Genomic DNA, 18,760 nt, shown 5'->3' with positions numbered 1-18,760 from the left:
GGATTGACAAACCAAGGCCCGTTACAGAAGCCCGGATGAGCGCACGCCAAAGCCCGCAGGGCGCAGGCGAGCGCGACATCCGGGTTCTCCGACACCGCATGTGAGACCCCGCATCTCGCCGGCGCCGACGCGTCCCGCGCGCCGGCTGTCGCTCATCCGGGCGAGCCGACTCATTGCGAGCGCAGCAGGAGCTCCATGTCGGCGATCAGCGGCGCGAGCTTGTCCGTTGCGTCGAACTGGGCGTACCAGCACCACAGCTCGAGCGAGAACAGCAGGCGGTAGATGTCGAGCGTCGCGCCGACCTCGGTGCGCGTCATCGGACCGTAGCCTTCGAGGAAAGCCTCGCGCTGCCCGGCCGACAGATAGTACAGCGCCTTGGCGACATCCTTGAGCGGGTCGCCCGCCAGCGCGCCCTCGAAATCGACGACCCCGGTCAGGGTCACCGTGTCGTCGTCGGCGCGCGCCAGAATGTTGCCCGGATGCAGATCGTTGTGGCAGAGCACGGGCGCCGCGCAGGCCTCGAACAGACCGCTGCAGGCCTCGACGTGACGCGCGATGCGCAGCGCGAGATCGGGGGCACCGCCGCGGCTGCTGAATTCGGTCAGCTTGCGGTCGAACTGGACGGTGAGATAGGTGCGATTGTCGGCATGCGCGGTCCAGACGCCGTCGGGGCCGATATAGCCGAAGGCCTCCATCGCAATGTCGTGGAACGCACGCGATAACCGGCCGACCTGCCGGAATGCCGACTGCCGCAGCGGCGGCGGCAGCTGCTGCTCGAGCGGACCGAGCCTGTCGCCCGCCAGCCTGCTCATGACGACGTAATCGAGGCCAATCAGATCACGCGAGGCGTCGGCCAGATGCAGCCGGGGCGCCGGCACCGGCAACCTGTCCCGTACCAGATCGAGCATGCGCGCCTCCTTGCGCATCTTCCAGCTCATGCTGTCGGGATAGATCTTCAGCACCAGCGGCGGCAGGCCTCCAGCCAGAGCCAGCTCGTACACCGCACTGATCTCACCGCCATACAGCAACGAGATCGCCGCAATCTGCCCGTCGACGCCGGTCCGGGCGACGACGGCGCCGGCGGTGGCAAGATCAATCGCGAGATCAGGCTTGATGACGATCGGAGACATGACATCGAAGCTCCCGGCGGCCAGACAGCATCCACGAGGCCACGGCCCGCGCGCCTCCCGACTCGACGTGCTCCGTGCCCCCCGGATCGTTCGCCGTCAAGCTCGCGCCAACAGGCCGTGCCCCCACGCCGGCGAATAATCCACCGGCGCGAGCAAACGGTCCTCGATCTGGCCGACCATCAGCCCATGCTCGACATGGGTGACGCGCTTGATCTCGGCCCATTCGGCATCGGCCATGAACGCCGTCCACCCCGCGGTCTTCGCGGCCTCGTCAGGCCATTCCAGCACGTAGACGAACTCGGTCCGCTCGCCGAACCTGCTCTCCCACATCGCCACGATCTGGAAATCGTAGCGCGTGCGCATGATGCGGGCGGCGTGGTCGCGAAAGCGGGCGTGAAACGCCGCCTTGTTGTGCTCGAAGATCTCGTAGATGCGAAGTTGATGGATCATGGCGGCTCCTCGTGATCCGGGGATATGGGAACAGCCATGCCGATGCGCCAGCCGGAAAGATCGGCGCGAGGCGCAGACGGTGTCGGGGTCTTAAGGGACTTGGCGATGAACCGCACATCGCCTTTGCTCATCCGGGTAACGTGGCCGTGCCTCGCCTGCGGTGCTCCCAAATCGTGAGCATTCCGCCGCCGCTCCAAACGAGGCCGCCATGACAGTGACACCAGAGACAGGAATCTCATCCTTCCCGCGCTCTGCCGGCCGACGGATTCCGGGCTCGGGCTCCGGAATGACAGCGATGGTCGGGCGGCGGGGCGGACGCTCCTCCGTCATTGCGAGCGCAGCTCTCGCAATGACGGAGGAGAGCGGAGGCGCGAAGGGCCGCGCAACGCGCAGGCCCGGTCTCACCGCCCTCTGTCGCGGTCGGTCAGGTCGCGCCGGCCTTTTGCGCGTAGGCCCAGGCCTGCTTGGTCATCGGCACCATGCGCTTGACCGATTCGATCGCCTTGTCGTTGGCGGCGGTGCCGTCGCGGATGCGGCCGATGATGCCTTGGAGGATGCCGGCGAGACGGAACAGATTGTAGGCAAAGTACCAGTTGAGGTCGGGCAGTACGACGCCGGTGACAGCGCAATAGATCGCGGCCGCCTCCTCCATGGTCGGGATGTTCCTGGCCTTCAGATCCACGCCGTCGAGGCCCGGCATGATCCACTGCATCAGCAGGTAGGTGAAGTCGGCCATGGGATCGCCGAGCGTCGACAGTTCCCAGTCGAGCACCGCGATGACGCGCGGCTCGGTCGCGTGGAAGATCATGTTGTCGAGCCGGTAGTCGCCATGCACGATCGAGACGCGCTGCTGCGCCGGCAAGGTGCGCGGCAGCCATTCGATCAGCTTCTCCATCTCCGGCAGATGCTCGGTCTCGGAGGCGCGATACTGCTTGGTCCAGCGGTCGACCTGCCGGGCAAAATAGTTGCCGGGCTTGCCGAAATCGGCCAGCCCGATCGCGGCGGGATCGTAGGTGTGCAGCTTCGCCAGGGTCTCGATCTTGCTGGTGAAGATCGCGCGGCGCTCGGCGGCGTCGACATGCGGCAGGGTCGGATCCCAGAACACCCGGCCCTCCTCCATCGACATGATGTAGAAGGCGGCGCCGATGACGCTATCATCGTTGCAGAGCGCGTAAGCCTTGGCGACGGGAAAGCCCTGCTTGCCGAGGGCTGCGATGACGCGGAATTCGCGGTCGACCGCATGCGCCGACGGCAACAGCTTGCCGAACGGCTTGCGCCTGAGCACATAGGAGCGCCCCGGCGTGTTCAGCCGATAGGTCGGGTTCGACTGGCCGCCCTTGAACTGCTCGACGGTCAGCGGGCCGGCATAGCCCTCGACATGCTGGTCCATCCAGGCCGCGAGCCTGGCCTCGTCAAAGCGATGCCGCTCCTCGACCGGCTTGGTGCCGGAGAATTCTTCGTCCTTCTTGACGCCGTCGGCCACGACGAACTCCCTTGGTGTTACGTCTCATCCCACGATCGGCGGCCATTCTCGCCGGTCGTTCCTTCCGTCATTGCGAGCGCAGCGAAGCAATCCAGGGATACGCCGGGACTCTGGATTGCTTCGCGACGCTCACAATGACGGAGTTCGTGATTGCGAGCGTCGCGTACAAACCATGCCGGCAGACCCGGACCTGCGGTCTGGGCACGCCTCCATCATCGCGCTTCGCGCGACGACGGAGGCTTTGCCCACCCTACGAGTTTAAGCTCAATGCCGCGGCTCGTTGGCGTATTTCTTCATCTCGAGCCGGGCGATGGCACGGTTGTGCACCTCGTCGGGACCGTCGGCAAGACGCAGCGTGCGGATGTTGGCATAGTCCTTGGCAAGACCCGCATCGTCAGACACGCCGGCGCCGCCGAACGCCTGGATGGCGTCGTCGATGATCTTGAGCGCCATGTTCGGGGCGGCGACCTTGATCATCGCGATCTCGCCCTGGGCGGTCTTGTTGCCGACCTTGTCCATCATGTCGGCGGCCTTGAGACACAACAGCCGGCACATTTCGATGTTGGTGCGGGCCTCGCCGATGCGCTGCTCCCACACCGAATGCTCGATGATCTTCTTGCCGAAGGCGGTGCGCGTCATCAGCCGGCGCACCATCTTCTCCAGCGACTCCTCGGCCTTGCCGATGGTCCGCATGCAGTGATGGATGCGGCCCGGACCGAGGCGGCCCTGCGCGATCTCGAAGCCGCGGCCCTCGCCGAGCAGGATGTTCTCCGCAGGGACGCGAACGTTCGCAAGCAGCACCTGGGCATGGCCGTGCGGCGCGTCATCGAAGCCGAACACCGGCAGCATCTTCTCGACCTTGATGCCGGGGGTGTCGAGCGGCACCAGGATCTGTGACTGCTGCTGATGCTTGGCGGCCGACGGATCGGTCTTGCCCATCAGGATGGCAATCTTGCAACGGGGATCGCCGACGCCCGACGACCACCATTTGCGGCCGTTGATGACATAATGATCGCCGTCACGCACGATCCGCGTCTCGATGTTGGTGGCATCCGACGACGCCACCGCCGGCTCGGTCATCAGGAACGCCGAGCGGATCTCGCCGTCCATCAGCGGGCGCAGCCATTTGCGCTTCTGCTCCTTGGTGCCGTAGCGGATGAACACCTCCATGTTGCCAGTGTCCGGCGCCGAGCAGTTGAACACCTCCGACGCCCAGGAGATGCGGCCCATCTCCTCCGACAGCAGCGCGTATTCGAGATTGGTCAGGCCGGCGCCGCGGAACTCGTCGTCCTCATGCGGCGACGGCGGCATGAACATGTTCCACAAACCCTCGGCCTTCGCCTTGGCCTTGAGATCCTCCAGGATCGGAATCACCTTCCAGCGGTCGCCCTCGGCGTCCTGCTGCTTGTAGATCGGCACCGCCGGGCGGACATGCTTGGTCATGAAGCTGCGCACGCGCTCCAGCCATTCCTGCTGCTTCGCCGACATCGTGAAGTCCATGGGACTCTCCTTGAGCGTTTCCTCTGGAATTTTGGCCGCAGTGTCAGCCCGCTCACGGCGTCCGCGCAAGTGCGATCTTGCGCGACACGACCGCGCGAGGGCGTCGCTGCAGCGCCGAAATCTCGTCCCGCGGAAGCACCGCGATTGACATTCCGGCCGTCTCAAACAATAGTTTCATACAATTGTTTGAAATGCAACTCCCCGGGAGCGACCATGGCGACCGACCAGACCCGGACTGCGATCCTGACCGCCGCCGAGCGGCTCTATGCCGAGCGCGGCTTTTCCGAGGTGACGCTGCGCGACATCGTGGCAGAGGCCAACGTCAACCTCGCCGCGGTGAACTATCATTTCGGCTCCAAGGACGAATTGATCGCCGAACTGTTCGTGACCCGCTCGATCGCGCTCAACCGCGAGCGCCTGCGCGAGCTGCGCGCGGCCGAGGAGGCCGGCGGCGGCCGCGCCGATATCAGCGACATCCTGCGCGCGCTGGTCGGCCCGATCCTGCGCGGCTGCCTTGGACCGGAGAACCAGCGCTCGCCGGTGGCGCAGTTCATGATCCGCGCCTCGATCGAGTCGGTGCCGCCGATCCGCCGCATCAAGACCAAGGAAATCGACCATTTGCGCAAATTCGCCGGCGCGATGCGGCGCGCCCTGCCCGACAGCGCCGAGGTCGACCTGTTCTGGGGCCTGCATTTCGCGCTCGCCATGGCGCATCACACCATTCGCGAGAGCGAGCGGCTGACCAAGCTGTCCGACGGGCAATGCGATCTCGACGATGTCGAGGATGTGATCGCGCGGGTGGTGCGCGGCGCCGTGCTCGGCTTGACCGCGCGCGATCAGGCGGCAAAGTCGAAGGTCAAGGTCGCAGCGCGCGAGGCGCGCTAGACCTCGCTTCGCTGGACAAGAAGGAAGCCCCCTGATGCCGCAGTGTCTGCGATTGATCATGGCCGTCGTCGCGACGGCGCTTGCGATGGTGACGGCGAGCGAGCCGGTGCTGGCCCGCGGCGCCGCCGCCAACATCATGAACTCACCGGGCTATCAGCGCCGCCTGCAGGAATCGCGACAGCAGCTCGGCGCGCAGCCGCCGGCCCCTTTCGTGGCAGAGCCGCGCTATCATTCCCCACGATACAAGGCGAAGCGGCACCGTCATCACCACACGCGGTGATCACGGGAGTTCGTACTCTCTCCCCGTCATTGCGAGCGCAGCGAAGCACTCCAGGGTGGTGGGCGGGACTCTGGATTGCTTCGCTGCGCTCGCATTGACGGTGGAGAGACCGGACATTGATCGCCGGCATCGTTGTCCGCGCCGCCAACACAGCGTGGACGGAGGTCACAACCAATGGCGTCCTACACCACACCCTGCTGCTTCAGCGCGGCGATCTTCGCGTCGTCATAACCGAGGCTCGACAGCACGTCTTGCGTGTCGGCGCCGAGCAGCGGCGGCGCGCGGTACTCCGTGATCGGCGTACCGGAGAACGTGAGCGCGTTGCGGATCAGCGACAATTGCGGCTCGAACGGGTGCTCGACCTTCACCTCCATGCCGCGCGAGCGCACATGCGGATCGGCGAACACATGGGCGAAATCGTTGACGGGGCCGCAAGGCACACCCGCTTTCTCCAGTTGCTCCAGCCAATGCGCGACCGAGTTCTTCAGGAACAGGCCGGCATAGATCGCCATGATCTCCTTGCCGTTGACGACGCGGTCGTTGTTCTTGACGAATTTCGGATCGGTGGCGAGCTCCGGCGCGCCGAGCACGGCGCAGGTGCGGGCGAATTGCCCGTCATTGCCGACCACCAGCATCAATTCGCCATCGGTGCAGCGGAACACGCCGGCCGGCATGCCGCCATTGCCCCAGGTGCCGCGGCGCGGCGGCGACTTGCCGTTGACCAGGAAGATCTGGGCGTAGTGCGACAGCGAGGCGATCACGGTGTCGAACAGGCAGACGTCGACATGCTGGCCGCCGCCGCCATTGACGTCGCGATGATACAGCGCCGAGAGAATGCCGATCGAGGTGTTCATCCCGGTCATGTAGTCGACGATCGAGGGACCGACCTTCATCGGCCCGGCGCCCGGCTCGCCGTCCATGTGGCCGGTCACGCTCATCAGCCCGCCCATCGCCTGGAAGATCGCGTCATAGCCGGCGCGCGGCGCATAGGGCCCGGTCTGGCCGAAGCCGGTGACCGAGCAATAGATCACGTCGGGATTGACGGCTTTGATCGCCTCATAGTCGAGGCCATAGCGCTTGAGATCGCCGACCTTGTAGTTCTCCATGAACACGTCGCAATCTTTCGCCAGGGCGCGGATGATCTCCTGCCCGTCGCTCGAGGCGATGTTGACCGTGACCGACTTCTTGTTGCGGTTGGCGCAGAGATAGAACGAGTTGTTGTTGTTGGCCTTGCCGTCCGGATCCTTGAGATAAGGCGGCCCGAAGGCGCGCGCATCGTCGCCAGTGCCGGGCCGTTCGATCTTGATCACCTCGGCGCCGAGATCGGCCAGCATCTGGGCCGATAACGGTCCGGCCAGCACGCGCGTGAGGTCGAGAATCTTGATGCCAGACAGCGGCAGGGCCGACATGGATGTTCCTCCGGGAGCATATTCCTTGTCGCGGACTGAACCGGCAGGATCAGGCGCGAGCTCTCGCGGATACACCATTTTGGCACCGGGAGCACTGCGCTCTCGGCATGCCGCCCTGCCGGCGGCCGCGCGTCAGGCCGCGCGGAGCTGGCTCACGAACTGGTCGACGTCGTGGCGCAGGTCGGCGGACAGCTTCGACAACGTGCGCACCGACTCCAGCACCCCGCCGGCCGCCTGGCCGGTGGCGGCGGTTGCCTCCGACACGCTGGAAATATTGTCCGACACCGCGTTGGTTCCCTCCGAGGCCTGCTGCACATTGCGCGCGATCTCGCGCGTCGCCGCCCCCTGCTGCTCGACCGCGGCTGCGATCGCCGAGGCGATCTGGTTGACGCGCTGGATGGTCGTGGAGATCGCCTGGATGGCCTCCACCGAGGCCTTGGTCGCGCCCTGGATGCCGGCGACCTGCGAGGTGATCTCCTCGGTCGCCTTGGCGGTCTGGTTGGCGAGCGTCTTGACCTCGGCGGCGACCACCGCGAAGCCCTTGCCGGCCTCGCCGGCGCGCGCCGCCTCGATGGTCGCGTTCAGGGCGAGCAGATTGGTCTGCTCGGCGATGCCGCTGATCAGCGCGACGACATCGCCGATGCGCTGCGCGGCATCCGACAGCGCCCGCACCTCGTCATTGGTCTTCTCGGCCTGCGTCACCGCGGCGCTGGCGATCGAGGTCGATTCGGTCACCTGACGGCTGATCTCGGTGATCGAGGCCGACAGTTCCTCCGTCGCCGCCGCCACCATCTGGACATTGCCGGAGGCGCGGTGCGACACCTCGGCAACGGCGGACGCCTTGGCGCGCCCCTGGTCGGCGATGGTCGACATCGATTGCGCGGTCGCGTTCAGCTCATTCGAAGCCGAGGTCAAGGTCTGCAGCGACGAGGTGACGGTCGCCTCGAACTGGCGGATCAGCTGGTCGACGGTGCTCTGGCGGCGTTCGCGGCGGCCCTGCTCGGCCTCCCTCTCGCTCGCCAGCCGGTCGCCCGCGATCATGCTGTCCTTGAAGACGGCGACCGCGCGCGACATCTCCCCGATCTCGTCGCGGCGATCGAGCCCGGCGAGCTCGATCGTGTAGTCCCGATCGGCCAGCCGGCGCATCGCCGCATCCAGAGAGCGGATCGCCGCCGAGATGCGACGCTGCACCACCGCCAGGCCCACCAGCGCAACCGCCAGCGCCAGCACCATCATCACGGCATTGAGGATGAGACTCTCACGCGCCTCACTGATCCGCCGTCCGGCGACCGCCACCATTTCGGCGAGCGCGGCATTCGCGGCATCGACACTGTAGGACAGCAGCGCCGTGTTGAGCTTGGACAGTTCGGCGAATTTGAACTCGATGGTCTGGTTGTTGCGCAACGCCTTGACCAGGCCGGCCTGCTGTTCGGCCATCGCCACCGCATCGGACTGCCTGGAGCGGTTGACCGCTTCGACCAGCGCGGCCGGAGCATCGGCCCGCGCGGCGGCGGCGACCACCTGGCTCCAGGCCTGCATCTGCCGGCCGGATTCCTCGGCGCCGCCGACAATGTCCGCCACGCTCCATGGCTTGCCGGAGGCCGCGGCATTCTCGATGCGCACGGCAAACTGGCCGCCGAAATTGCGCGCGGCCCAGGCTGATTGCTTGACCTGGACCATCTGGTCGACGACGGGATCGACGAGCTTGATGGTCTCCTCGAGATCGGCGGCGATCACCAGCAGCGCGTCGAGATAGTCCTGGGCGGCCTTGCGGAACGCATCCGCGGCCTGCATGTCGCGCGCGGCCTTGGGCTGATGGATCGCGCGTTCGGCGTCGGGACGCACGCCTGCGAGACGGTCATGCGCGGTGACGAGGCTGCTCAGCCGGCCGGCGATGCGGGCATCGGCAAAGCCGGACAACGCCTCCTGGACCTGCTTGTAGGCGGTCTCCGAGATCTGGCGATTGGTCGCAATGCGGGTGTCGGCTGCCGCATCCGCCGTGCCCTCCGCCACCAGCGTCGCCAGGAAGGTGCCGCGCTCCAGCCGGAAGCCCATCAACGTGTTGAACAGCTGCTGGTCCGCTCCCGCCAGCCGGGCGATGCGCTGGGCCGACTGGGTGCGGCTGAAGGCGTCGAGCAGTCCGCTCGCCAGGCTACCGATCAACAACAGGGCCAGGGCTCCGATGATCACCCCGAGCATGGTTCGTATCGTCAGGCCGTTGAAGAGTCGCATCTATCGAATCCCACCCGTGAACTTGTTGGTCGGAGAATCCGGGGGGCTGATTAATTTTCCGTCCTATGTAAGTCCGTTAGTAAGCATAGCGGCGCTCCCGCAGGGCCATTCCCCCGCATTTCTACGGAGCTCGACCAACTTTCTTGCTTCGTTTTGTGTGCGACGGGACTCGAGACACATCGGGACATACGCAACAAGGAGCTGTTAAAAGTTACCGTCGCACCTGGACGCAGGTTTGATGTCCCAACCCCGGAGCATGCCATGACATCGATCTCTGCCTCCTCGATGAGCGGCTACTCGCCGCTCGACCTGCTCAAGCAGGAACTCGCCAAGGAAGTCTCGGCCGGCAAGGTCAGCGCCACCGACCAGACGGCGCTGTCGTCGGCGCTGGACGACATCGATTCCGCACTGCAGAGCGGCAGCAGCAGCTCATCGTCCACGACGAGCTCCAGCACGCCGCCCTCGCCCAAGGAGATGCAGTCGAAGATCGACGATCTCATCCAGAGCGAAGTCGACAGCGGCAAGCTCACCGCCGACCAGGCGAGCGAACTGAAGAACGTCTTCGCCAACGCCTTCTCCGGCGGTCCGGGCGGCGCCGGCGGCCCGCCGCCGGCCGACGACAGCAGCAGCGACACCACCTCGAGCACGTCGTCCTCGTCGTCCTCCTCGTCGTCGTCAAGCACGTCCTCCGACCTCGAAGAGCTCCTGAAGAAGCTGCTCGAAGCGCTGCAAAGTTCGAACAGCAGCAAAACCTCGTCCTACAGCGCCAACGGCAGCAGCTCGTCGAGCACGACCAGCAAATCGCTGGTGGTGGACTTCTCGGCCTGACGGACCGGTGACGCGCCGCGGAGCGCGGATGAGCGCAGGCCGGCACCCGCCAGGGCGGCGGCGGAAGCGACATCCGGGATCATCGCAACCGCCCGCGAGACCCCGCATGTCGCTGCGCTCCTGCGGGCTACGGACCGTTACTCCGGCGCGTTGAACGTCCTTGCGAAATACACCGGCGCGGCCGTCTTTTTCAGCCGATAGAGCTGCGCCGGCCGGTTCGGCCCTTTCCGCATCTTGGCGATCGGCTCGATCAGGTCGGCCGAGAGCATGCGGGTGCGGAACGCACTCTTCTCCAGCGCACGATCCAGCACGATCTCATAGGTCCGCTGCAACTCGGGCAACGTGAACTCCTTGGGCATCAGATAGGCCGGCAGCGAGGTGTACTCGACCTTGTTGCGCAGCCGCTGCACGGCGGCCTGCAGGATCTCGGCGTGATCGAAGGCGAGCTTCGGCGTCACGCCTGTGCCTTCGAGCGGAAACCATTGCACATCGGCTGCGAGCGCCGCCTCCACCGCTGAGCCGGGGATCAGCGCAAAATAGGCATGCGTGGCCGACCAGCCGCGCGGATCGCGGTCCGCACTGCCCCAGCTGCCAAGCTGCTCCAGATAGGGGCTCACGACGCCGGTCTTCTCGGCGAGCTTGCGCCGCGCGCAGGCTTCGAGATCGCGATCCCTGGCGATGTCGACGAAGCCCCCCGGCAAGGCGAAGGTGCCCGGGAACGGCTCGCCGGGTCCGCTGCCACGTCGCACCAGGAGCACCTGCAGCGCCTCCTGCCGGATCGTGAAGATGACGATGTCAACCGTCGTCAATGGCCGCGGGAAATCGAGCCCGGGCGCCTTCGCGCCGCTCCGCCCCTGATCCCCCGCCGCATCGCCCTGCCCGTGCCGTCCCGCCATACCGCTCGCCCCGCCAAAATGCCGCTTGACACTAACACACTTAGTTGTACTGTCCAACTTACTTAGTTGGCGTGACACACTTACGCCGGTCAATGTCAGGAGGCCGCCATGTTCGGCATTCGCTTCATCAAGGCCCAGCCCACCACCTATCTGCTCAAGTACCGCGCCGGAGCGGTGGTCGAGGAAGGCGCCGGGCTCTCCACCTTCTATTACGGGCCCGCCACCTCGCTGGTCGCGATCCCGATCGGCAGCCGCGACGCCGCTTTCATCTTCCAGCAGATCGCCCGCGACTTTCAGACGCTGACGATCCAGGGCCAGGTCACCTACCGCATCGGCGAGCCGAAGAAGGCGGCGGCGATGCTGAACTTCACTCTCAAGCGCGACGGCAAGACGTATGAGTCCGACGATCCCGAGGAGTTGCCGCAGCGCGTATTAGGCGCGGTCGAGGTGCTGGCGCAGCAGGCGGTCAAGGACATGACCCTGAAGGAAGCACTGCGGGCGTCCGACCGCATCGCCGAGGCAATCGCGACGGGGCTGCAGCGCCGCGCCGATATCGATGCGCTGGGGCTGGAGATCCTCGGCGTCGCCGTCCGCGCGGTGAAGCCGACGCCGGAGACCGCCAAGGCGCTGGAGGCCGAAGCCCGCGAGGCGATCCTGAAGACGGCGGACGAGGCCATCTTCGCGCGGCGCAATTTCGCGGTCGAGCGCGAGCGGGCGATCCGCGAGAGCGAGCTCGATACCGAGATCGCGGTCGAGCAGAAGAAGCGGTCGATCCGCGAGACGCAGATGGATGCGGAGGCCAGCGTCGCGGCAAAGACAAACGAGCTGCGCGAGGCCGGCATGGTCGCCGACATCGGGCTGGAGGCCAGGCGCAAGGATTTCGTGGCGCTGAATGCGGCCAACACCCGCACCCTCGCCGATGCCGAGGCGTATCGGGTCGGGGCGCTGATGAAGATCTTCGAGGGCGTCGACACCCGCGTGATCCAGGCGCTGGCCGCGACCGGCATGCAGCCGGGTCAGCTGATCGCGCAGGCCTTCTCAGGGCTCGCCGAGAAGGCCGAGAAGATCGGGCAGCTCAACGTGTCGCCGGAGCTTCTGAACAGCCTGATGCAGAAGCCCGCGGAGGCTGCCCGTGTCCGGCAATGACCGCAAGGTGGTGCTGGTCACCAGGAGAACGCGGCTCGAGGAGTTGATCGCCAGATTCCTCACCGCGGACCAGGCCCGCTTCTATGTCGAGCATCTCGGCGCCGACTTCTCCGACTACGAACGCGAGCACGCGGCCTACCAGGCCGCGCGCGCCACCGCGACGCAGACGCTGGAGCGCTGGGGCCGCTACCAGATCGTCGACCGCAGCTTCCTGCCGAACTTCCTGTTCGGTCCCGCAGATATCGTCGCGGCGCTCGGGCCGGACGGCCTGATCGCCAACACCATGAAATATCTCGACGGCCAGCCGCTGCTCGGACTCAACCCGGATGCGCAGCGCCATGACGGCGTGCTGCTGCCGTTCGCGCCGAAGGACCTCGCTCCCCTGCTGCCCGAGGTCGCCGCCGACAAGCGCGCGGCCAAGACCGTGACCATGGCACGCGCGAGCCTCGCCGACGGCCAGGTGCTGCACGCCGTCAACGACCTCTTCATCGGCGCCCGCACCCATGTCTCGGCCCGCTACGAGATCGCGACAAACCATGGCCATGAGCGGCAGTCCTCCAGCGGGCTGATCGTCACGACCGGCCTCGGCTCGACCGCCTGGTTCAAGAGCATCGTCACCGGCGCGCTGGCCATCGCCGGCAGCTATGGCGGACATGGCGACGGCGACTACACCGCCCTGCCCTGGGACGCCCGCGCGCTTCGGTTCGCCGTGCGCGAGCCATTCCCGAGCAAGACGTCGCAGACGACGCTGGTGTGCGGCGGCCTTAACGGCGCGGAAACCCTGCGCCTGCGCTCGCTGATGCCCGAGAACGGCGTCATCTTCTCCGACGGCATCGAGGCGGATCATCTGGACTTCAATGCGGGGACGGAGGCGGTGATTGGCATCGCGGAACGGCAGGGACGGCTGATCGTGTAGTACGGTCCTGAATGCCACGCTGCTTATGGAATGCCCCCGCTCTCAATTCGTCATTGCGAGCGCAGCGAAGCAATCCAGAATCCCTGCGCGGAAACGGTCTGGATTGCTTCGCTGCGCTCACAATGACGGTGGAGAGAGCTTGTGTCCCCGTCCCGCATCGCGCTCCGCGCATCCAGCAATGACGGCGGAGCGACCGTCCGTCACCCCCGCGCAAACACCAGCAGACCGTTCGCCGGGATCGTCACCATGGCCGAGCTCGGCTGCCCATGCAGCGCGGGGCCGCTGGCGGTCACCGCGCCGTTGTTGCCGACGACGCCGGGATTGACCCAGTTATCATAGACGTCGCTGTTGAACACCTCGTGCCACTGCCCAGGCGCCGGGAAGCCGATCGCGTAGTCGCGCCACGGTGTCTCATTCAAACTCACGATGACGATGACGTCGTCGCCCTGGCCGTCCCAGCGGTGAAAGGCGAGCACGCGGTTGCCGTCATGGGCGTGGACGATGGCGCAGCCTTCGGCGGTCAGCGCCGGATGGGAACGGCGGATGGCAATCAGCTCGGCCGTGAAGCGCACGGCGTCCGCCGTGATCTTGTCCTCGCCGTCGAGCAGCGGCCATTGGATCGTGGTGTCCAGGCTCGGCGTGTCGCTCCAGGGCCGGTCCTCGAACAGCTCCTGGCCCATGAACAGCATCGGGATGCCCGGCGCGGTCAGCAGCAATCCCGTGGCGACGCGGCTGCGGCTGCGCGCATACCAGCAGCGGCTGTTCACCGGATCAGCGAGACGCGGGATGCGCGGCTCGCGGCCGGCATAGACGATGTCGTGGTTTTCGATCGAATTGACCGCGCGCCACCGCTTGTCGAGGCTGAGATCGGCGATCGCGGCTGCGATCGGCTGCATTGGAACGAGCGCTCCCGCGCCGCCGGCCGCGCTGGCGATCGCGCCGCGCAAGGCGAGCCGCAGGCCATCGCTCCAGGTCGCGTCAAAACCGGCGCCGCCTTGCGCGATGTCCTTCACCACCCAGGGATTGACCGGCCAGTATTCGGCGATCTGGATCGCGTCCGGCTTCTCGGCGCGCAGCGCCTCGGTGAGCTGCTGGCAGGTCGCCCAGCCGCCGAAGCGATCCATCACGCTGACCTCGTCGAAGCGCAGGCCGTCGGCGTGATATTCGCGATAGAACATGATGGCGTTGTCGACGAGGTACTGCCGCACATCGGCATTCCAATAGGCGAACACCTGCCCGCCAGCCCAGCCCTGGTCGGTGAAATACAGGCTGCGATTGGGATCGCCGTAAGGCTGGCGGTCGAAGAACCAGATACTGTTCTCGTCAAAACCGCCGCCGGCATGATTGTAGACGACGTCGAACAGCACGGCGATGCCATGGACATGGCAGACATCGATCAGCGCGCGCAGCTGGTCGTCGCAATGTCTGACCACATTGATATCAGCGTAAGGCGCGGCGCCCGCCGCCGCAAGGATCTCGTTGGTGCGCGTGAAATAGGCCGCGAGATGTGTCTCCTCGGCTTCGCCATACTCGGTTTCCGGGCTGAACAGATCGGTGCCGTTGTAGCCCATGCTGAACATGGTCGGGAATTCCTGCACCGGCAGCAGTTCGATGGCGTTGACGCCGAGCCTGGCCAGATGCGGCACGCGCTCGATCACGTCGAAGAAGCAGCCGTCGGGATTGCCCGCCTTCATGTCGAAGCTGCCGACGTGAAGCTGGTAGATCACGAGCTCGTTCCACGGCGGCGGCGTGAAGTCAGTATCGTGCCAGGGAAACGCCTGCGGATTGCGCAGCACGGAATGCGCCTGCGGAAATGGCGGATCGACGGTGAGCAGGCGCGCATGCGGATCGCGCTTGTAGCCCGAGGAGCCCTCGCCCTCGACGAAATACATGTAGGCGTCGCCGTCCTTCAGCCCGGGGATGAAGACCGCCCAATGGCCGTTGCCGATCGGCGCCAGCCGGCAGCTCGCATCCTGCGCCCAATCGTTGAACGGGCCGGAGACGTAGACCGCCCTGGCATGCGGCGCGAACACACGGAACGTGGCGCCGCCGGTCACCAGGGTGCCGCCCATGGGAGCCTGGAGAAGATGCATCTGCCGCAGCGAAATCCTCAATCCTTCGGGGAATGGCGGCAGCGTAACAGGTTCGAGCAGCATATCCATGGCGGTCACTCTCCCCGGCGCTCAGAACAGCCGCGCGCCGTTCGGCACGGCCTTGTCGGGCTGGAACAGCACGACATTGCCGGCCTCGTCCGGAAAGCCGAGCGTCAGCACCTCCGACATGAACTTGCCGATCTGGCGCGGCGGGAAGTTGACGACGCCGGCGACCTGGCGGCCGACCAGTGTCGCGGGATCGTAGAGCGTGGCGATCTGGGCGCTCGAGCGCTTGGTGCCGATACCGGGGCCGAAATCGATCGTCAGCTTCAGCGACGGCTTCTTCGCCTCCGGATAAGGCTCGGCGGCGACGATGGTGCCGACCCGGATGTCCACGCTCAGGAACTGGTCGAAGCTGATCTGGGCTGCCGCTTGTGCCGTGGGATCGTGGGCGAGATGCATGGCGGCCTCATCGAACGCGGGACAGGCCGCACGGGAGGCTTGGTTCCCGGCGCGGCGTGGACTTGAGATTCCTCAACGAGATCAATTTCTAGTCGCCGAGGGGGAGGCTGACAATGCACCGCGCTGGGGACGGCGCGCTGGCCTGACGATTGGCGATGCTGGTGTGGCCGATGGGTCGCAGGCTGGGCCTCCACACACCGAGCCATCGGCTCCACGTCGTCTCTGCAGCGCCCCGCCGCCTCCACAAACGCCGCTGTCATCCCTGCGCACGCAGGGATCCAGCACCACCGGCCGAAATCGTCGCGCGGGATGGCACGGCTTGCATAAGTCAGCGGCTTACACGGAGTATGCGCCCTCGGCCAGCGCCCCGCCGCCGCTTCGCGCCGTCGTGGCTTGCCCGGGACGACGGCGGAGGTTGGCGCGCGCGAGGGCCTTATTGAGTCTCGCGGCACCGTGAAATGCATCCTGAAAACGTCGTCGAGAGGAACGCACTATCTCTCCTCCGTCATTGCGAGCGCAGCGAGGCAATCCAGAGTCCCGCACACCACCCTGGATTGCTTCGCTGCGCTCGCAATGACGATTGGCGCGGCGGTCTCGGACATCAAACTGTCATCGCACTTGGCACCGTAGGCACGCCAGTGTGCGGCTTGTACCGCGAACCGCCTCAGCTCCGCGACGATAGCTCGTAGCCCGGACGGGCGCAGCGACATCCGGGTTCTCCGACACAGCTCGTGAGACTCCGCATGTCGCTGGCGCCGCCGCGCGTCCCGCGCGCCGGCTGTCGCTTATGCGGGCTACGCAACTACGTCGCATTCTCCAGATGACACGCCACCCACTGGTCCTCGCCCTTCAGCCGCAGCTCCGGCGCTTCCACGCGGCAGCGGTCGAAGGCCAGCGGGCAGCGGGTGTGGAAGCGGCAGCCTTTGGGTGGGTTGACGGGGCTGGGCACGTCGCCTTTGAGGATGATCGGGGTGCGCTCGGCGCCGGGTTCGGGGATCGGCACGGCTGAGAGCAGCGCCTTGGTGTAGGGATGGCCGGGCGAGGCAAAGATCTGGCGGCGCGGCGCGATCTCGACGATCTTGCCGAGATACATCACGGCGACGCGGTGCGTCATGTGCTCGACGATGGCGAGGTCGTGGCTGATGAACAGCAGCGCCAACCCGAACTCGCGCTGCAGGTCCTGCAGCAAATTGACGATCTGCGCCTTGACGGAGACGTCGAGCGCGGACACCGCCTCGTCGCAGACGATCAAATCGGGCTTGGCGGCGAGCGCGCGGGCGATGCCGATGCGCTGGCGCTGGCCCCCGGAGAATTCGTGCGGGCGTCGGTTCACCGCGTCGCGCGGCAGCCGGACGATCTCCATCAGTTCGGCAATGCGCGCATCGCGCTCGGCAGCGTCCTTGGCGAGGCCGAAATTGTTGATCGGCTCGGCCAGGATGTCGCGGATCCGCATCCGCGGGTTGAGGCTGGAGAACGGATCCTGGAACACCACCTGCACGCGGCGGCGCATCTCGCGCAGCCGATGCGGGCCGAGATCGTCGATGCGCAGGCCGTCGAGCACGATCTGGCCGGCGGTGATGTCGAACAGCCTGAGGATGGCGCGGCCGACGGTCGACTTGCCGCAGCCGGACTCGCCGACCAGCGACAACGTCTCGCCGCGCGCGATCTCGAACGATACGCCGTCGACCGCATGCACCTTGCTTTTGGTGCGGCCGAACAGGCCGCCCGAGATCGGGAAGTGCTTCTTGAGGTCGTTGACCTGGAGCAGCGGCATGGTCATGCGGCGGCCTGCTCCTTGGCGGCGAAATGACAGGCGGCGATGTGATGCGGTGCCTTCTGCTCGAGGCCCGGCGCATATTGCCGGCAGAGATCGGTGGCGAGCGCGCAGCGGCCGGCGAACACGCAGCCCTCGATGCGCTGCTTCAGGTCGGGTACCTGGCCGGGAATTTCCGCAAGGCGCCTGGTCTCGCCCGACAGCGACGAGCCGAGCTTGGGCAGCGCGCCGAGCAGGCCTTGCGTGTAGGGATGGCGCGGGCTGCGGAACAGCTCCTTCACCGGGGCTTCCTCGACCTTGCGGCCGGCGTACATCACCATCACGCGCTCGGCGACCTCGGCGACGACGCCGAGATCATGGGTGATCAGGATGATCGCGGCGCCGACGCGCTGCTTCAGTTCCAGCATCAGCTTGAGGATCTGCGCCTGGATGGTGACGTCGAGCGCGGTGGTCGGCTCGTCGGCGATCAGGAGCTTTGGATTGCAGGCGAGCGCCATCGCGATCATCACGCGCTGGCGCATGCCGCCGGACAACTGGTGCGGATATTCGCGCACGCGGCGGGCCGGCTCGGGAATGCCGACGAGGGTCAGCATCTCGACCGCGCGCGCTTCCGCCTGCGCCTGGTCGAGCCCCTGATGCAGCCGCAGGGTCTCGCCGATCTGGCGCCCGACGGTCAGCACCGGATTGAGGCTGGTCATCGGCTCCTGGAAGATCATCGAGATGTCGTTGCCGCGCAATGCGCGCATCTCGCGGTCCGAGAGCGCCAGTATGTCCCTGCCCTCGAGCCTGATCGACCCGGCAATCTTGCCGGGCGGCTCCGGGATCAGCCGCATCATCGACATCGAGGTGACCGACTTGCCGCAGCCGGATTCACCGACGATGGCCAGCGTCTCGCCGGGATCGACATGGAACGACACGCCGTCGACGGCGCGGTTGATGCCGGTGGGGGTGCGGAAGTGGACCTGGAGATTCTCGACCTCGAGCAATGGCATTTACAGGTGCTCCTGGCCGTAGGTTGGGGCCTCATGGTTCGAGACGCGCCGCGCATTGCGGCTGATCAGTCTCACGATCAGCCCGGCGCGGCGCTCCTCACCATGAGGGGCAAAAGCCGAGGCACTGCACACCGGACTACGAACACGCCGAGAGGCGTGTTCATGGAGAGGGTCTGGTTTCGCATCCGGTCTGTCCGTCATTGCGAGCGCAGCGAAGCAATCCAGGATCCCACCGTGGAAAGACGCTGGATTGCTTCGCTGCTGTTCAGCCCGGGGACATGGCT

Annotated in this window: 16 protein-coding genes; 5 read left to right on the top strand and 11 right to left on the bottom strand. The window is 66.2% G+C overall.

All coding sequences use genetic code 11. From position 1 onward, the window contains the following. Nucleotides 1–170: 170 nt before the first annotated feature. The 4 genes from HL671_RS37345 to HL671_RS37330 all read right to left on the bottom strand — a co-directional run bounded on the left by HL671_RS37345 (nt 171) and on the right by HL671_RS37330 (nt 4,563). Entirely contained in the window at nt 171–1,130 is a 960-nt protein-coding gene (locus HL671_RS37345) for a phosphotransferase family protein (RefSeq protein WP_012045069.1), read from the bottom strand. Nucleotides 1,131–1,226: 96 nt separating this feature from the next. Continuing rightward, nucleotides 1,227–1,580: an NIPSNAP family protein gene (locus HL671_RS37340; protein ID WP_012045070.1), complete on the bottom strand. Its 354-nt coding sequence runs from the start codon at nt 1,578–1,580 to the stop codon at nt 1,227–1,229. Nucleotides 1,581–2,004: 424 nt separating this feature from the next. Then, entirely contained in the window at nt 2,005–3,063 is a 1,059-nt protein-coding gene (locus HL671_RS37335; protein WP_012045071.1) for a phosphotransferase family protein, read from the bottom strand. A 264-nt stretch (nt 3,064–3,327) separates the two neighbouring features. Beyond that, nucleotides 3,328–4,563 carry an acyl-CoA dehydrogenase family protein gene (locus tag HL671_RS37330; protein WP_172244078.1) on the bottom strand — a complete coding sequence of 412 codons (1,236 nt, stop codon included), beginning with the start codon at nt 4,561–4,563 and terminating at the stop codon, nt 3,328–3,330. Nucleotides 4,564–4,776: 213 nt separating this feature from the next. Here HL671_RS37330 and HL671_RS37325 point away from each other — a divergent pair, with 213 nt between their 5' ends. Both HL671_RS37325 and HL671_RS37320 read left to right on the top strand, forming a co-directional pair. Beyond that, on the top strand, nt 4,777–5,448 hold the full coding sequence (locus HL671_RS37325; RefSeq protein ID WP_012045073.1) for a TetR/AcrR family transcriptional regulator: 672 nt from the start codon (nt 4,777–4,779) through the stop codon (nt 5,446–5,448). 34 nt (nt 5,449–5,482) lie between these two features. After that, nucleotides 5,483–5,728, top strand: coding sequence for a hypothetical protein (locus HL671_RS37320; RefSeq protein WP_172244075.1), 246 nt, complete (start codon nt 5,483–5,485; stop codon nt 5,726–5,728). A 182-nt stretch (nt 5,729–5,910) separates the two neighbouring features. On the opposite strand, the gene HL671_RS37315 is transcribed toward HL671_RS37320, so the two are convergent. Together HL671_RS37315 and HL671_RS37310 are read right to left on the bottom strand one after the other, a co-directional pair. Continuing rightward, complete coding sequence (locus HL671_RS37315) at nt 5,911–7,137, bottom strand: CaiB/BaiF CoA transferase family protein (RefSeq protein ID WP_012045075.1); 1,227 nt, start codon at nt 7,135–7,137, stop codon at nt 5,911–5,913. Nucleotides 7,138–7,269: 132 nt separating this feature from the next. Next, the gene (locus tag HL671_RS37310; protein WP_172244072.1) at nt 7,270–9,369 is read right to left on the bottom strand and encodes a methyl-accepting chemotaxis protein; all 2,100 of its coding nucleotides are present in this window, start codon (nt 9,367–9,369) and stop codon (nt 7,270–7,272) included. A gap of 261 nt (nt 9,370–9,630) precedes the next feature. Between HL671_RS37310 and HL671_RS37305 the strand changes: the two genes are divergently transcribed. Beyond that, nucleotides 9,631–10,197, top strand: coding sequence for a hypothetical protein (locus HL671_RS37305; protein WP_012045077.1), 567 nt, complete (start codon nt 9,631–9,633; stop codon nt 10,195–10,197). A gap of 137 nt (nt 10,198–10,334) precedes the next feature. On the opposite strand, the gene HL671_RS37300 is transcribed toward HL671_RS37305, so the two are convergent. Then, on the bottom strand, nt 10,335–11,093 hold the full coding sequence (locus HL671_RS37300) for an NUDIX hydrolase (protein ID WP_172244069.1): 759 nt from the start codon (nt 11,091–11,093) through the stop codon (nt 10,335–10,337). A gap of 108 nt (nt 11,094–11,201) precedes the next feature. Here HL671_RS37300 and HL671_RS37295 point away from each other — a divergent pair, with 108 nt between their 5' ends. Together HL671_RS37295 and HL671_RS37290 are read left to right on the top strand one after the other, a co-directional pair. After that, a complete protein-coding gene (locus HL671_RS37295; protein WP_172244066.1) occupies nt 11,202–12,239 on the top strand; it encodes an SPFH domain-containing protein in 1,038 nt (345 codons plus the stop codon). After that, a complete protein-coding gene (locus tag HL671_RS37290; protein WP_012045080.1) occupies nt 12,226–13,155 on the top strand; it encodes a diacylglycerol kinase catalytic domain-containing protein in 930 nt (309 codons plus the stop codon). Before HL671_RS37295 ends, HL671_RS37290 begins: the two co-directional genes overlap by 14 nt. A gap of 200 nt (nt 13,156–13,355) precedes the next feature. Here HL671_RS37290 and HL671_RS37285 read toward each other — a convergent pair whose 3' ends face one another. The 4 genes from HL671_RS37285 to HL671_RS37270 all read right to left on the bottom strand — a co-directional run bounded on the left by HL671_RS37285 (nt 13,356) and on the right by HL671_RS37270 (nt 18,476). Continuing rightward, complete coding sequence (locus tag HL671_RS37285; protein ID WP_172244063.1) at nt 13,356–15,317, bottom strand: alpha amylase C-terminal domain-containing protein; 1,962 nt, start codon at nt 15,315–15,317, stop codon at nt 13,356–13,358. A 21-nt stretch (nt 15,318–15,338) separates the two neighbouring features. Next, nucleotides 15,339–15,710 (bottom strand): tRNA-binding protein, encoded by a 372-nt coding sequence (locus HL671_RS37280; protein ID WP_012045082.1) that lies wholly within the window; start codon nt 15,708–15,710, stop codon nt 15,339–15,341. An 802-nt stretch (nt 15,711–16,512) separates the two neighbouring features. Next, a complete protein-coding gene (locus HL671_RS37275) occupies nt 16,513–17,490 on the bottom strand; it encodes an ABC transporter ATP-binding protein (RefSeq protein WP_012045083.1) in 978 nt (325 codons plus the stop codon). Beyond that, nucleotides 17,487–18,476 (bottom strand): ABC transporter ATP-binding protein, encoded by a 990-nt coding sequence (locus HL671_RS37270; protein ID WP_172244060.1) that lies wholly within the window; start codon nt 18,474–18,476, stop codon nt 17,487–17,489. Before HL671_RS37270 ends, HL671_RS37275 begins: the two co-directional genes overlap by 4 nt. Nucleotides 18,477–18,760: the final 284 nt, after the last annotated feature.

It is taken from the genome of Bradyrhizobium denitrificans, from assembly GCF_013179005.1.
In the GTDB taxonomy this organism is placed as follows: Bacteria; Pseudomonadota; Alphaproteobacteria; order Rhizobiales; family Xanthobacteraceae; genus Bradyrhizobium; species Bradyrhizobium denitrificans.
Note: the sequence above shows the minus strand (reverse complement) of the source record. Positions and strands in the feature narration are given on the sequence as shown.